Raw genomic sequence first — 14,812 nt, forward strand, 5'->3', positions numbered from 1 at the left:
TTGCGTCCGTAGCGGTCGGAGAGCCAGCCGATGACGCCCCGGCCGGTGCCGTTCACGATGGCTTTGAGGGACATGGCGGTGGCGACGATGCCGCCGGCGAAGCCGGCTTCGTTGCCGAAGGGGACCTGGAAGGCGATGCCGAAGATGTTCACGCCCGAGGTGCACAGCAGGCAGAACCACATGAGGGCCACGCGGCCGGTGCGCCAGGCTTCCAGGGGGGTGTACTGGTGGACGGCGGGCGGGTTCTTCTCCAGGGCCCGGCGGGCCCGGGCGTCGTCGGGGACCTTGAGGGGGTCGACGTCGGCGGGCCACCAGTTCTTGGGCGGGTCGCGGAAGAAGTGGCCGGCTCCGGCGACGACGGCGGCGAGGAAGACGCCGACGGAGACGAGGACCCAGCGGAAGTTGGTGAGGTCCATGAAGCCGGTGAAGAGGAAGACGAAGGGGACGGAGCCGTAGGCGAATCCGCCGTTGACGAAGCCGGTCTTGCCGCCCTTGCGTTCGGGGTACCACTTGGCGACCATGTTGACGCAGGTCGCGTAGACCATGCCGGCGCCCATGCCGCTGAACATGCCGAAGCCGACGTAGGCGACGACGACGTGTGGTGCGAAGGCCAGCGAGACGTATCCGAGCAGGGTTCCCAGTGCGCCGAGCATCATCGCCCAGCGGGCGGGGAGTTTGCCGCTCTCGCGGAGTTTGCCCGCGGGGAAGGCGACGGCCGCCTGGAAGAACACCCAGACGCCCAGCATCCAGAAGATGTGCGCACTGCCCCAGTGGTGGGCCTTGTGCAGTGTGTCCTCGGCCGATGCGAAGGCGTATTCCGCCGAGGAGATGCCCATCATGCCCACCCAGGGCAGGATGACCATCCACTTGCGCTTGCGGCCCATGATGTCGATGTCGGTCTCACCGATACGGAACACACGTCCGTTGGTATCGGTGACCTCCCGGTAGGGAACCGCGGCCGACAGATCTGTCGTTGTCATTGTGTCTTGCCCCTAGCGTCGAAAGCTCTGGCCAGCGCCCCCTGTCCAAGTGCCTTCCGTGCGCGCACGGGTCCCGGGTCCGATCGGCGCGCGCACCGCCGTCCGGTCCCCGGCTCACTTACGTCATCCAGCGCCCCCCAACCACTCCTGCGTATATTGCATACAGTCGACGAGTGGTGACTGTTATCCCGTATCCGGCGGCCGGTGTCCAGGGGGTACGCGAAACTTTTCGGCGCCCGTCGGCTCCCGTCAGGCCTGCGAGGGGGCCGGCGCGCTCCGCTCGAGTTCCGCCAGTCGCATGCGCAGCGCCCGCTCCGTGTTCCGGCGCTCCGTCACCTCGCGCATGATCGCGGAGACCCCGGCGACCGCGCCGGTGTCGTCCCGCAGCAGTGCCACCGTGAACTCGATCGACAGCCGGTGGCCGTCCCGATGGGTGGCCGGCACCGCCAGCAGCCGGTCGCCGTAGCGCGTCTCGCCGGTTTCCACGGTGCGCTGGTAGCCCTTGTCGTGCCGCGCCCGCTGCTTCTCCGGGACGATCAGGTCGAGGCTCCGCCCCACGGCCTCCGCCGCGCTGTAGCCGAACATGCGCTCCGACCCGCGGTTCCAGACCCGGATGACGCCCTCCGTGTCGGCGACCACGATCGCCTCGGGCGACTCCCGTACGAGCGCCTGGGCCATCCAGGGCTCCGGCTCCCCGATCTCTGCGTCCACGGTGCTTCCCCTCTCTGTTTGTTGTCGACAGTATGGCGTAGACACTGTGAATAAGGAATACTGCATACAATGTCCTCGGGTGGCGGGGGCGGCCGATCGGCCTGTCCGGCAACCATCGGCGTCAGCAGATGAAGGAGCCGCTCCATGTTGTTCCGGCAGCTCGAATACTTCGTGGCGGTGGCCCGGGAGAAGCACTTCGCCCGGGCGGCGGAGGCCTGCTACGTCTCCCAGCCGGCGCTGTCGGTGGCCATCGCCAAGCTGGAGCGGGAGCTCAACGTCACGCTGATCAACCGGGGCCACACCTTCGAGGGCCTCACCCCCGAGGGCGAGCGGCTCGTCGTGTGGGCCAAGCGCATCCTCGCCGAGCACGACGCCTTCAAGGCCGAGGTCGCCATCATGCAGTCCGGCATCACCGGGACGCTGCGCCTGGGCACGGGACCCACCGTCTCCACCACGGCCGCCCTGCCGGTCGCCGCGTTCCGCGCGATGCACCCGCTCGCCCGGGTCAAGGTCGGCTCCCGGCTGTCGTCCACGGAACTGGTCCGCGCGGTCCACGCGGCCACCCCCGGCTCCGTCGTGGCGCGGGCGTTCCGCAGCGCCGCCGCCCGCATGGCCCTCGACGAGATGCTCGCCCCCGACTGGCAGGGCGCCGAGGAAGAGTCCCGCGACGAGCGGCTGATGAGCGTCGCGGGTGCGGACTGAACGCGGTCCGCGAGTCCGCCCGGGGCTCCCGGACGCGACGTCGAAAACCCCGGCCGACCACGGGCTTCTCGATAAACACCGTCAATCGGCCGGTTGGCAAAAGATCTTGGACGCGCCCGCACCACGGCGCGGATGGTGAACCAGAACCACGAAATGTCGAACTGGGCGACCCTCTAGGGAGGTTCCGGACCATGACGGACACTGTCACACAGGCCACGGGAGCGGAGGGAGCCGGCGAGCCGGCCGCTTTGACCGACGGCATCCACCTGGTGGTCGACGCTCTCAAACTCAACGGAGTCGAGACGATCTACGGGGTCGTCGGCATCCCGATCACCGACCTGGCACGCCTCGCGCAGGCATCGGGCATCCGCTACATCGGCTTCCGGCACGAGAGCGACGCCGGACACGCCGCCGCGGCGGCGGGGTTCCTCACCCAGAGGCCGGGCATCTGCCTGACGGTGTCCGCGCCGGGATTCCTCAACGGCCTCGTCGCGCTCGCCAACGCCACCACCAACTGCTTCCCGATGGTGCAGATCTCCGGCTCCAGCGAGCGGCACCTGGTCGACCTCCAGCGCGGCGACTACGAGGAGATGGACCAACTCGCCGCCGCCAAGCCCTTCGTGAAGGCGGCCTACCGGGTACACCGGGCCGAGGACATCGGCCGCGGCATCGCCCGCGCGCTGCGCACCGCGATCTCCGGCCGCCCCGGCGGCGTGTACCTGGACATCCCGGCCGCCGTGCTCGGCGAGGTGCTCGACGCCGACAAGGGCGCCGCCTCACTGTGGGAGCTGGTCGACCCGGCCCCGCGCCAACTGCCCCAGCCGGAGGCCGTGGACCGGGCGATCGACCTGCTGGCCGGCGCCGAACGCCCGCTGGTCGTGCTCGGCAAGGGCGCCGCGTACGCCCGGGCCGACGAGCAGATCCGCGAGTTCGTCGAGACCACCGGAATCCCCTACATCCCCATGTCGATGGCCAAGGGCCTGCTGCCCGACGACCACCCCCAGTCGGCGGCCACGGCGCGCTCGCTCGCCCTGAAGAAGGCCGACGTCGTCATGCTGGTCGGCGCTCGCCTCAACTGGCTGCTCGGGCACGGCGACGCGCCCCAGTGGAGCCCGGACGCCAAGTTCATCCAGGTCGACATCGCCGGCCACGAGATGGACAGCAACCAGCCCATCGCCGCGCCGCTCGTCGGCGACATCGCCTCGGTGATGGAGGCCCTCGCCGAGCGCAGCAAGCCGGGCCGGATCTCGGCACCGGCCTCGTGGCGGGAGGAACTCGCCGCCCGCTCCCAGCGGAACGTGGAGAAGATGGCCGGCCGGCTCCAGGCGGCCCGCACCGCGCACCCCATGAAGTTCCTCGGCGCGCTCCAGGCCATCCGCGACGTACTCGCCGAGCACGAGAACGCCTACGTCGTCAACGAGGGTGCCAACGCGCTCGACCTGGCCCGCAACACCATCGGCATGAAGGTGCCCAGGCACCGCCTGGACAGCGGGACCTGGGGCGTCATGGGCATCGGCATGGGCTACGCCATCGCCGCGGCGGTGGAGACCGGCGAGCCGGTCGTCGCCATCGAGGGCGACAGCGCCTTCGGGTTCAGCGGCATGGAGATCGAGGCCGTCTGCCGCTACAACCTGCCGATCGTCACCGTCGTACTCAACAACAGCGGTGTCTACCGCGGCGACGAGGCATCCGGGTCCGACGACCCGGCACCGACCTTCCTCAAGGCCCGCCACGACCTCATGATCGAGGCCTTCGGCGGCAAGGGCTACCAGGCGACGACTCCGGAAGAGGTCGCCACCGCCCTGCGCGAGGCGCTGGCCGCTGGCGAGCCGGCGCTCATCGACTGCGTCATCGACCCCTCGGACGGCACGGAGAGCGGGAACATCGCGCACCTCAACCCCAAGGGCATCACCGCCAAACACTGACTCCTCCACCTGCGAAATGAGAAACCGAACATGACGCAACTGCCCCTGTCCGGGATCAAGGTCATCGATTTCACCGGCGTACAGGCGGGCCCCGCCTGCACCCAGATGCTGGCCTGGCTCGGCGCCGACGTGCTGAAGGTCGAGCGTCCTTCCGGCGGTGACGTCACGCGCAACCAGCTGCGGGACATTCCCGACCTGGACGCGCTGTACTTCACCATGCTCAACAGCAACAAGCGCTCCCTGGCCATCAACACGAAGTCCGACGAGGGCCGCGAGGTGATGGAGAAGCTGATCCGCGAGGCCGACATCCTCGTCGAGAACTTCGCCCCGGGCGCCATGGACCGCATGGGCCTGAGCTGGGAGCGGCTCCAGGAGTGGAACCCGCGGCTGATCTTCGGGTCGGTCAAGGGCTTCAACGAGGACTCGCCCTGGAACGACCTCAAGGTCTACGAGAACGTGGCCCAGTGCGCCGGCGGCGCCGCCTCCACGACCGGCTTCTGGGACGGCCCGCCGACCGTGTCCGGCGCCGCCATCGGTGACAGCAACACCGGTATGCACCTGCTCATCGGGCTGCTCACCGCGCTGATCGACCGGGACCGCACCGGCAAGGGCCAGAAGGTCGCGGTGTCCATGCAGGACGCCGTGCTCAACCTGTCCCGCGTCAAGCTCCGCGACCAGCAGCGGCTGGAGCGGGTCGGCTTCCTGGAGGAGTACCCGCAGTACCCGAACGGCGAGTTCGGCGACGCCGTGCCGCGCGGCGGCAACGCGGGCGGCGGCGGCCAGCCGGGCTGGGTGCTGAAGTGCAAGGGATGGGAGGACGACCCCAACTCGTACATCTACTTCACCATCCAGGAGCAGAACTGGAAGCGCACCGCCGAGGCCATCGGCCGCCCGGAGTGGGCCGAGGACCCGGAGTACGCGACCGCCAAGGCCCGCCAGAACCACCTCTTCGAGATCTTCGAGGAGATCGAGAAGTGGCTGGCGGACAAGACCAAGTACGAGGCCGTCGACATCCTGCGCAAGTGGGAGGTCCCCTGCGCTCCCGTGATGAGCATGAAGGAGATCGCGCAGGACAAGGCGCTGCGCAAGAGCGGCACCGTCGTCGAGGTCGAGCAGCCGGGCCGCGGCACCTACCTGACGGTCGGCAGCCCGATCAAGTTCTCCCGCTTCCAGCCCGACATCAAGGGCGCTCCGCTGCTCGGTGAGCACTCGGACGACGTCCTGAGCGAGCTGGGCTACGACACGGAGACGATCGCCGCGCTGCGCGAGAAGAAGATCATCGCCTGAGCCGGCCGGGCGAGCACACGAAAGTGCCGGCCGGGACCGTCTGGTCCCGGCCGGCACTTTCGTGTGCTCGGTTACAGCGCCTTGAGCTCCTCGGTGATCTCGGCGACGGAGGACTTCGCGTCGCCGAAGAGCATCGCGGTCTTCGGCGTCGTGTACAGCTCGTTGTCGATACCGGCGAAGCCGGGGCTCATCGAGCGCTTGAGGACGATGACCGATCTCGCCTGGTCCACGTTGAGGATCGGCATGCCGTAGATGGGCGAGGCCGGGTTGGAGCGGGCGGCCGGGTTGGTGACGTCGTTCGCGCCGATGACGAGGGCGACGTCGGTGCGGGTGAACTCCCCGTTGATGTCGTCCATCTCCTTCAACTGCTCGTAGGGCACGTCGGCCTCGGCGAGAAGCACGTTCATGTGGCCCGGCATGCGCCCGGCGACCGGGTGGATGGCGTGCTTGACCTCGACGCCCCGAGCCTGGAGCAGTTCCGCCATCTCGCGCACGGCGTGCTGCGCCTGGGCTACGGCCATGCCGTAGCCGGGGACGATGACGACCTGGCTCGCGTAGGCCATCTGGATCGCCGCGTCGGCGGCGTTGGTCTGCCGCACGGTCTGGTCGCCCCCGGGGCCGCCGGGACCCGCGCCGGTGGACGTACCGCCGAAACCGCCGGCGATGATCGCCGGGATGGAACGGTTCATCGCCTTGGCCATCAGGTTGGTCAGGATGGTGCCGGAGGCGCCGACGATCATGCCGGCGACGATGAGCGCCGTGTTGTCCATGGCGAGGCCGGTGGCCGCGGCGGACAGTCCGGTGAAGGCGTTGAGCAGGGAGACGACCACCGGCATGTCGGCGCCGCCGATCGGCATGACGACCATCACGCCGAGCACCGCCGAGGCCAGCAGCACGATCACGATCAGCAGTTCGGAGCGCGCGCCGAGACCGATGGCGACGGAACAGCCCAGGGCGCCCAGGAACAGGGCGGCGTTGAGCGGCTGCTGACCCCGGCCGAGGCCGATCGGGCGTCCCGGCAGGATCTCCTGGAGCTTGCCGTAGGCGATCAGGGAGCCCCAGAAGGACACCGAGCCGACGATCGCGGCGAACAGCGAGGTGACGGTGACGTAGGCCGCGACGTCCGCGAAGCCGTGGCTCTCGCGGAACTCCACCCAGGAGATGAGGGCGACGGCGCCGCCGCCGACGCCGTTGAACAGCGCCACCATCTGCGGCATCGCGGTCATCTTGACCTTCTGCGCCGCGGGCACGCCGACGACCGTGCCGATCGCCACGCCCAGCGCGATCAGCCACCAGTTGCCCGTGCCGGGCTGGAGCAGGGTGGCGATCACGGCCAGCAGCATGCCGCCCGCCGCCGTGAGGTTGCCGCGCACCGCGGTGCGCGGACCGGTCAGCCCCGACAGGCCGTGGATGAACAGCGCGAAGGAGATGATGTACAGAACGGAGATCAGGTCACTCATGGTTCGCGCCCCCATCGGCACCGGGCCGGGCCGGCTTCTTCTTGAACATGCCGAGCATGCGGTCCGTCACCAGGAATCCGCCGATCACGTTGATCGTGCCGAAGGCGATCGCGATCACCAGCAGCACCTTGTTCAGGACGTCCGAGCCGGCCTGCCCGATGAGGATCAGACCCCCGAGCAGCACGATGCCGTGGATGGCGTTCGTACCGGACATCAGTGGAGTGTGCAGGGTGTTGGGCACCTTGGAGATGACCGCGAAGCCGACGAAGCCCGCCAGCACCAGGATCGCGAGATTGGCGAGAAACATCAGCGCACCTCCACCTTCTCGTCGGTGCCCGTCACACAGGATCCGGCGAGGATCTCGTCCGTCATGTCGGGCGCCAACGCACCGTCCTTGAGCATGAGTTCGAGCAGGGCGAGCACGTTGCGCGCGTACAGCTCGCTGGCGTGCTCGGGCATGGTCGCCGGCAGGTTCAGCGGCGCCGTGACCGTGACGTCGTGGCGTACGACGGTCTCGCCCGGCTCGGTCAGTTCGCAGTTGCCGCCGGCCTCGCCCGCGAGGTCGACCACCACGCCGCCGGGGCGCATCAGCCGCACGGCCTCGGCCGTGACCAGGCGGGGCGCCGGGCGGCCGGGGACGAGGGCGGTGGTGATCACGACGTCGAATCCGGCGATGGCGTCGGTCAGCCGCCGCTGCTGCTCGGCCTGTTCCTCCTCCGTCAGGGCGCGCGCGTAGCCGCCCTCGCCGGACGCCTCGACGCCCAGGTCGAGCCACTGGGCGCCGATCGAGCGCACCTGCTCGGCGACCTCGGGGCGGACGTCGAAGCCCGTGGTGCGGGCGCCCAGGCGCTTGGCGGTGGCCAGCGCCTGGAGCCCGGCCACACCCACGCCGAGGACGAGGACGGTGGCGGGCTTCACGGTGCCGGCCGCGGTGGTGAGCATGGGGAAGAAGCGGGTGGAGTGTTCGGCGGCGGCCAGCACCGCCTTGTAGCCGGCCACGTTCGCCTGGGACGACAGGGCGTCCATGGACTGCGCGCGGGAGATGCGGGGCACCGCCTCCATGGCGAAGGCCCGCACGCCGGCCAGGGCGAGTTGCTCGGCGAGCTCCGGCCTGGTCAGCGGCGCGAGAAAGCCGATCAGGGTACTGCCGGGCTTGAGCCGGTGGACCTCGGCCGGGGTCGGCGGGTTGACCTTCACCACCGCGTCGGCCGACCAGGGGTCGCCGAGGGTGGCACCGGCCTCCTCGTACTGCGCGTCGGGGATCAGGGCGCCGGTGCCGGCGCCCGGTTCGACCACGACGGAAAGGCCTGCGGCGCGCAGGCGTTCGACGACCCTGGGCACCAGCGCGACCCGGCGTTCGCCGTCCGCGCTCTCCCTGGGTACTCCGATGACTGTCATGTGCGTCTTCCTCACTGGTCCATGTCTGTCAGGCGATGTGCGGGGTGGACAGGTACGGAAAGGCAATGAATACAGTATGCAGTCTGTCCTGCCTATTGAATACTGTATGGAATCTGAGCATCCTTCGCTCCATGACCCTCACCCAGCCCCATACCGCGCCCGAGGCACTCGAACTCCTGCTGGCCGGCAATCGCCGCTTCGTCGACGGGACCCCCGAGCACCCCCATCAGGACGCCGCCAGGCGCACCTCCCTGACGCCCGGACAGCACCCCTTCGCCGTCGTGTTCGGCTGCTCCGACTCCCGCATCGCGGCCGAGATCGTCTTCGACCGCGGCCTGGGCGACCTGTTCGTGGTGCGCACGGCGGGCCATGTACTCGGCCCCGAGGTGCTCGGCAGCATCGAGTACGGCGTGGGCCAACTCGGCTGCCCGCTCGTGGTCGTGCTCGGGCACGACTCCTGCGGAGCGATCCGCGCCGCCCGCACAGCCCTGACCGAGGGCATCGCTCCCGCCGGCTACGTACGGGACGTCGTCGAGCGCGTCACGCCCAGCGTGCTCGCCGCGCGAGCGGCCGGCCTGACCGAGGCGTCCGACGTCATCGACGAACACATCCGGCACACCGTCGCCCTCCTCCGCGACCGCTCGCCCGCGCTGCTCGGCGGCCGGGCCGACGTCGTCGGCCTCTCCTACCGCCTGCACGAGGGCGAGGTCAGGCCGGTCACCAACCGCGTCCCGCACACCACCGAGGCCGCCTGAGCGGACCCCTGCCACGGCGGGGCCGCCTGGGCGGGACTCGGGCCGCGGTGAGGCCGCCTGGGCGGGGGCCCTTGCCACGGCGGGGCCGCCTGGCGGGGCTCGGGTCGTGGCGGGGCCGTCTGAGCCGGGACCCCTGCCACGCCGGGGCCGCCCGGGCGGGACCCTCTGCCATGGCAGGGCCGCCTGGCGGGGCTCGGGTCGTGGCGGGGCCGTCTGAGCCGGGACCCCTGCCACGCCGGGGCCGCCCGGGCGGGACCCCCTGCCACGGCAGGGCCGCCTGAGCCGGACCCCGGCACGGCGGGAACGTCCGCGCGGGGTCCGGGTCGCGTGGGAACGGCCCTCGGCGAAGAGACGACGGCGCCTCATCTCCCCTCCGCGGGACGGGAGATGAGGCGCCCTCGGGTTCAGCCTACGGACGGCTCCCGCAGCTCCCGCGCGGCGGCGAGCACCACCGGGTCCAGACCGTCGGGGCCGGCGTCCACCAGCTCCAGCAGCCTGCCGCGCATGCGCGGGTCCCAGAACCGGCGCAGGTGCTCCGCCATCGCCCGCGCGGCCCGGTCGGCGGGCAGATGCCGGAGGTTGAGCGCGATCTGGTTCGCCATCCGCCGCTCCGGCGGCACCGCGGCGGCCATCTCACTCCACCCCCGCGAGCCGGTCGTCGTCCGCCGACTCCGTCACGTGCCGCCCCACCGGGTGCGCCAGGCCCACCTGCACGGCGGTCACCTTGTACTCCGGGCAGTTCGTCGCCCAGTCCGAGTTCTCCGTCGTGACCACGTTCGCCCCGGTCACCGGGTGGTGGAACGTCGTGTAGACGACCCCCGGCGGCATCCGGTCCGACACCCGCGCCCGCAGCGTCGTACTGCCGACCCGGCTGGCCACCGTCACCATGTCGCCGTCCCCGATGCCCCGGTTCTCCGCGTCCAGGGCGTGCAGTTCGAGCACGTCCTCGGCGTGCCAGGCCACGTTGCCGGTACGGCGGGTCTGCGCGCCCACGTTGTACTGGCTCAGGATCCGGCCCGTCGTCAGCACCAGCGGGAAGCGCGAGGTGGTCCGCTCGTCCGTCGGCACGTACGACGTGACCACGAACTTGCCCTTGCCGCGCACGAACGCGTCCACGTGCATCGTCGGCGTACCCTCCGGCGCCGCCTCGTTGCACGGCCACTGCACGCTGCCCAGCTTGTCCAGCACCTCGAAGGAGACACCCGTGAAGGTCGGCGTCACCCGCGCGATCTCGTCCATGATCTCGCTCGGGTGGCCGTACGCCATCGGGTAGCCCATCGCCGTGGCGATCTCGGCGACGATCTGCCACTCGTGCTTGCCGGTCTTCGGCTTCATCACCGCCCGCACCCGGTTGATCCGGCGCTCGGCGTTGGTGAACGTGCCGTCCTTCTCCAGGAACGACGCGCCCGGCAGGAAGACGTGCGCGAACTTGGCCGTCTCGTTGAGGAACAGGTCCTGCACCACGACCAGGTCCATCGCCTCGAGGGCGGCGCTGACGTGCTGGAGGTTCGGGTCGGACTGGGCGATGTCCTCGCCGTGCACGAACAGGCCCCGGAACGAGCCGTCGATCGCCGCGTCGAACATGTTCGGGATGCGCAGCCCCGGGTCCGGCAGCAGCTCCCGGCCCCACAGGTCCTCGAACACGGTGCGCACCGCGTCGTCGGAGACGTGCCGGTAGCCGGGCAGCTCGTGCGGGAACGACCCCATGTCGCAGGAGCCCTGCACGTTGTTCTGGCCGCGCAACGGGTTGACGCCCACCCCGTCCCGGCCGATGTTGCCGCACGCCATGGCCAGGTTGGCCATGCCCATCACCATCGTGGAACCCTGGCTGTGCTCGGTCACCCCGAGGCCGTAGTAGATGGCCCCGTTGGGCGCCGCCGCGTACAGCCGCGCCGCGGCGCGCAGGTCGTCCGCCGGCACGCCGGTGATCGGCTCGACGGCCTCCGGACTGTTCTCCGGCAGCGCCACGAACCCCGCCCACTCGTCGAAGCCCTCGCAGCGCTGCTCGACGAACGACTGGTCGACCAGGCCCTCGGTGACGACCACGTGCGCCATCGCGTTGATCACGGCGACGTTCGTGCTCGGCCGCAGCTGGAGGTGGTGCGCGGCCTCGACGTGCGGAGAGCGCACCAGGTCGATGCGGCGCGGGTCCACGACGATCAACTGCGCGCCCTCGCGCAGCCGCCGCTTCATCCGCGAGGCGAACACCGGGTGCCCGTCGGTGGGGTTGGCGCCGATCACCATGATGACGTCGGCCTTCGCCACCGAGCGGAAGTCCTGCGTGCCGGCCGACTCGCCGAACGTCTGCTTCAGCCCGTAACCCGTGGGGGAGTGGCACACCCGGGCACAGGTGTCGACGTTGTTGTTGCCGAACGCCGCGCGCACCATCTTCTGGACGACGTACACCTCTTCGTTGGTGCACCGCGAGGACGTGATCGCGCCGACCGACGCCGGGCCGTGGGCCTCCTGGATCGCCAGCATCCGCCGGGCGACCGTCCGGATCGCCTCGTCCCACTCGACCTCCCGCCACGGGTCGGTGATCCGGTCGCGCACCATGGGCTTGAGCACCCGGTCGGGATGGGAGGCGTAGCCGAACGCGAAGCGGCCCTTCACGCAGGAGTGGCCCTCGTTCGCCCCGCCGTCCTTGTACGGCACCATCCGCACCAGCTCGTCGCCGCGCAGCTCGGCCTTGAACGAGCAGCCGACGCCGCAGTACGCGCAGGTCGTGATCACCGAGCGGGACGGCATGCCGAGTTCGACGACCGACTTCTCCTGGAGCGTGGACGTCGGACAGGCCTGCACGCACGCACCGCACGAGACGCACTCGGAGTCCATGAACAACTCACCGGCACCCGCCGACACCTTGGAGTCGAAGCCCCGGCCCTCGATGGTCAGCGCGAACGTCCCCTGCACCTCGCCGCAGGCCCGCACACAGCGCGAACAGACGATGCACTTGTCCGGGTTGAAGTCGAAGTACGGGTTGCTCGTGTCGGGCGCGGCGTCGAGGTGGTTCTCGCCCTCGTAGCCGTACCGCACCTGCCGCAGCCCCACCTCGCCCGCCATGTCCTGCAGTTCGCAGTCGCCGTTGGCCGGGCAGGTCAGACAGTCCAGCGGATGGTCGGAGATGTACAGCTCCATGACGCCCTGGCGCAGCTTCTCCACCTTGGGCGTCTGGGTGCGTACGGTCATCCCGTCGGAGCACGGGGTGGTGCAGGACGCCGGGGTGCCCCGGCGGCCGTCGATCTCCACCACGCACAACCGGCAGGAGCCGAACGGCTCCAGGCTGTCGGTGGCGCACAGCTTGGGTATGTCGATGCCGGCGAGCGCGGCCGCGCGCATCACCGAGGTGCCCTCGGGCACCGTGACGGGCAGCCCGTCCACCTCGACCTGGACCGTCGCCGCACCGGGCCGCTCGGGAGTACCGAAGTCGGGTTCCTTGAGCAGAGTCATGCCGTGCCCTCCTTCCTTGCGAGGAAATCGTCGGAGAAGTGGGTCATGGCGCTGCGCACCGGAAGCGGCGTCAACCCGCCCATGGCGCACAGCGATCCGTCGGTCATCAGCTCGCAGAGGTCCTCCAGCAGCGCCAGGTTCTCCTCACGCCGCTCACCCGCCACGATCCGGTCGATCACCTCGACGCCGCGCACCGAACCGACGCGGCACGGCGTGCACTTGCCGCACGACTCGGCCGCGCAGAACTCCATCGCGAAGCGCGCCTGCGCCGCCATGTCCACCGTGTCGTCGAAGACCACGACACCGCCGTGGCCGACCATGGCGCCGGCCGCCGCGAACGCCTCGTAGTCCATGGGCAGATCGAAGTCCGACTCCGGCAGATACGCGCCGAGCGGGCCGCCGACCTGCACGGTGCGCACCGGGCGCCCGCTGAGCGTGCCGCCGCCGTAGTCCTCGACCAGTTCGCGCAGGGTGATGCCGAACGCCGTCTCCACGATGCCGCCGCGGGCGATGTTCCCGCCGAGCTGGAAGACCTGCGTGCCGCGCGAACGCTCCATGCCGAGCCGCTGGTACGCCTCCGCGCCCTCGGCGAGGATCACCGGGACGGTGGCGAGGGTGAGGACGTTGTTCACCACGGTCGGCTTGCCGAACAGGCCCTCGATCGCGGGGATCGGCGGCTTGGACCGCACCATGCCCCGCTTGCCCTCGAGACTCTCCAGCATGGAGGTCTCCTCGCCGCAGATGTACGCCCCGCCGCCGACCCGGACGTGCAGGTCGAAGGTGAGGTCCGAGCCGAGGACGCGCTCGCCGAGCCAGCCGCGCTCGCGGGCGATGCCGATGGCCGCGCGCATCGTGGCCACCGCGTCCGGATACTCGGAGCGGATGTAGACGTAGCCCTCGCGCGCGCCGACCGCGTGGGCCGCGATCGTCATGCCCTCGATGAGCATGAACGGGTCGCCCTCCATGACCATGCGGTCGGCGAAGGTGCCGCTGTCGCCCTCGTCGGCGTTGCAGCAGACGAACTTGAGCTCGTCGGCGCAGTCGAGCACGGTCTTCCACTTGATGCCGGCCGGGAACCCGGCCCCGCCCCGGCCGCGCAGCCCGGACTCGGTGACCGAGGCCACCACGTCGGCGGGCGGGAGCGCGAGGGCCGTGTGCAGTCCGGCGATGCCGCCGTGGCGTTCGTAGTCGTCCGCCGAGAGCGGGTCGACGACGCCGATCCGGGCGAAGGTGACCCGGTTCTGCCGTGCCAGCCAGGGCAGTTCGTCGACCACGCCGAGCCGCAGCGGGTGCTCGGCGCCGTCCAGCAGGCCCGCCTCCAGCATCGCGGGCACGTCCGCCGGGTCCACCGGACCGTAGCCGACGCGGCCCTCGGGGGTGACCACCTCCACCAGCGGCTCCAGCCACAGCATGCCGCGCGAGCCGTTGCGCACGATCTCGACCGGGCGGCCCGCTTCGGCCGCCGCCGCGTGGATCGCCTCGGCGACCGCGTCGGCGCCGACGGAACGGGCCGCCGAGTCGCGCGGAACGTACACCGTCACGTGAGCGTCGGGGACCTCGGTCATGACGTCACCGCCTTGTCGAGGATCGTCCGCAGCCGGTCCGCGCTCATCCGCCCGAGCACCTCGCCGTCGACCTCGACGGCCGGGCCCAGGGCGCAGTTGCCGAGGCAGAAGACCTGCTCGACGGTGACCGAGCCGTCGGCGCGCGTCTGGCCGAGGGAGACACCCGTGCGCTCCTCGGCGCAGGTCACCAACTCCCGGGCGCCGAGCGCCTGGCAGGCCTCGGCGCGGCAGATGCGCACGCTGGTGCGGCCCGCGGGTTCGCGGCGGAAGTCGTGGTAGAAGGTCACCACTCCGTGCACATCGGCCCGCGAGAGGTTGAGCTCGCGGGCCAGCAACGCGATGGCCTCCTCCGGGACATGACCCAGTTCGGCCTGGATGGTGTGCAGGATCGGCAGCAGCGGGCCGCGTTGCCCGCGATGGCTCGCCACGATCGCGTTGATCGCGGCTTCCGTCGTCACGTCACTCGTCACGTCACTCGCCATGTCACTGACGCTCGTCGTCATGGTTCCTCCGCCCGACCGTCGCGCATCTCTGTCGCTCAATGGTCATCGAATACTGTATGCAGTCGGCAATGTCCGC

The 14,812-nt window shown here is 70.5% G+C and carries 13 protein-coding genes; 4 read left to right on the forward strand and 9 right to left on the reverse strand.

Annotated elements, in window-relative coordinates; genetic code table 11:
* A partial coding sequence (locus ACZ7D7_RS10960) for an OFA family MFS transporter (protein ID WP_470823711.1) occupies positions 1–980 on the reverse strand: 980 nt, incomplete at its 3' end.
* A gap of 249 nt (positions 981–1,229) precedes the next feature.
* Positions 1,230–1,691, reverse strand: coding sequence for a PAS domain-containing protein (locus ACZ7D7_RS10965; RefSeq protein ID WP_470823712.1), 462 nt, complete (start codon positions 1,689–1,691; stop codon positions 1,230–1,232).
* Positions 1,692–1,835: 144 nt separating this feature from the next.
* Here ACZ7D7_RS10965 and ACZ7D7_RS10970 point away from each other — a divergent pair, with 144 nt between their 5' ends.
* The 3 genes from ACZ7D7_RS10970 to frc all read left to right on the forward strand — a co-directional run bounded on the left by ACZ7D7_RS10970 (position 1,836) and on the right by frc (position 5,605).
* Positions 1,836–2,393: a LysR family transcriptional regulator gene (locus ACZ7D7_RS10970; RefSeq protein ID WP_470823713.1), complete on the forward strand. Its 558-nt coding sequence runs from the start codon at positions 1,836–1,838 to the stop codon at positions 2,391–2,393.
* Positions 2,394–2,584: 191 nt separating this feature from the next.
* A complete protein-coding gene (gene oxc, locus ACZ7D7_RS10975) occupies positions 2,585–4,318 on the forward strand; it encodes an oxalyl-CoA decarboxylase (RefSeq protein WP_470823715.1) in 1,734 nt (577 codons plus the stop codon).
* A 30-nt stretch (positions 4,319–4,348) separates the two neighbouring features.
* Complete coding sequence (gene frc, locus ACZ7D7_RS10980) at positions 4,349–5,605, forward strand: formyl-CoA transferase (RefSeq protein WP_470823716.1); 1,257 nt, start codon at positions 4,349–4,351, stop codon at positions 5,603–5,605.
* Positions 5,606–5,676: 71 nt separating this feature from the next.
* Here frc and ACZ7D7_RS10985 read toward each other — a convergent pair whose 3' ends face one another.
* Genes ACZ7D7_RS10985 through ACZ7D7_RS10995 form a run of 3 tightly spaced genes read right to left on the reverse strand, consistent with a single transcriptional unit; the run spans position 5,677 to position 8,463 of the window.
* Positions 5,677–7,065: an NAD(P)(+) transhydrogenase (Re/Si-specific) subunit beta gene (locus tag ACZ7D7_RS10985; RefSeq protein ID WP_470823718.1), complete on the reverse strand. Its 1,389-nt coding sequence runs from the start codon at positions 7,063–7,065 to the stop codon at positions 5,677–5,679.
* Positions 7,058–7,372 (reverse strand): NAD(P) transhydrogenase subunit alpha part 2, encoded by a 315-nt coding sequence (locus ACZ7D7_RS10990; protein ID WP_470823720.1) that lies wholly within the window; start codon positions 7,370–7,372, stop codon positions 7,058–7,060. The genes ACZ7D7_RS10985 and ACZ7D7_RS10990 overlap by 8 nt, the downstream gene beginning before the upstream one ends.
* Complete coding sequence (locus ACZ7D7_RS10995; RefSeq protein WP_470823721.1) at positions 7,372–8,463, reverse strand: Re/Si-specific NAD(P)(+) transhydrogenase subunit alpha; 1,092 nt, start codon at positions 8,461–8,463, stop codon at positions 7,372–7,374. Before ACZ7D7_RS10995 ends, ACZ7D7_RS10990 begins: the two co-directional genes overlap by 1 nt.
* Positions 8,464–8,594: 131 nt before the next feature.
* On the opposite strand from ACZ7D7_RS10995, the gene ACZ7D7_RS11000 reads away from it, so the two are divergent.
* Positions 8,595–9,218, forward strand: a complete 624-nt coding sequence (locus ACZ7D7_RS11000; RefSeq protein ID WP_470823722.1) for a carbonic anhydrase — start codon at positions 8,595–8,597, stop codon at positions 9,216–9,218.
* A gap of 404 nt (positions 9,219–9,622) precedes the next feature.
* Here the strand turns inward: ACZ7D7_RS11000 and ACZ7D7_RS11005 are convergent, their stop codons facing one another.
* Genes ACZ7D7_RS11005 through ACZ7D7_RS11020 form a run of 4 tightly spaced genes read right to left on the reverse strand, consistent with a single transcriptional unit; the run spans position 9,623 to position 14,736 of the window.
* Positions 9,623–9,850: a formate dehydrogenase subunit delta gene (locus tag ACZ7D7_RS11005; protein WP_470823723.1), complete on the reverse strand. Its 228-nt coding sequence runs from the start codon at positions 9,848–9,850 to the stop codon at positions 9,623–9,625.
* 1 nt (position 9,851) lies between these two features.
* Positions 9,852–12,668: a formate dehydrogenase subunit alpha gene (gene fdhF, locus ACZ7D7_RS11010; RefSeq protein ID WP_470823724.1), complete on the reverse strand. Its 2,817-nt coding sequence runs from the start codon at positions 12,666–12,668 to the stop codon at positions 9,852–9,854.
* Complete coding sequence (locus tag ACZ7D7_RS11015; protein WP_470823725.1) at positions 12,665–14,233, reverse strand: formate dehydrogenase beta subunit; 1,569 nt, start codon at positions 14,231–14,233, stop codon at positions 12,665–12,667. Before ACZ7D7_RS11015 ends, fdhF begins: the two co-directional genes overlap by 4 nt.
* Positions 14,230–14,736: a formate dehydrogenase subunit gamma gene (locus ACZ7D7_RS11020; protein ID WP_470823727.1), complete on the reverse strand. Its 507-nt coding sequence runs from the start codon at positions 14,734–14,736 to the stop codon at positions 14,230–14,232. The genes ACZ7D7_RS11015 and ACZ7D7_RS11020 overlap by 4 nt, the downstream gene beginning before the upstream one ends.
* Positions 14,737–14,812 lie beyond the last annotated feature (76 nt).

This window comes from Streptomyces sp. NPDC037054, assembly GCF_055606745.1.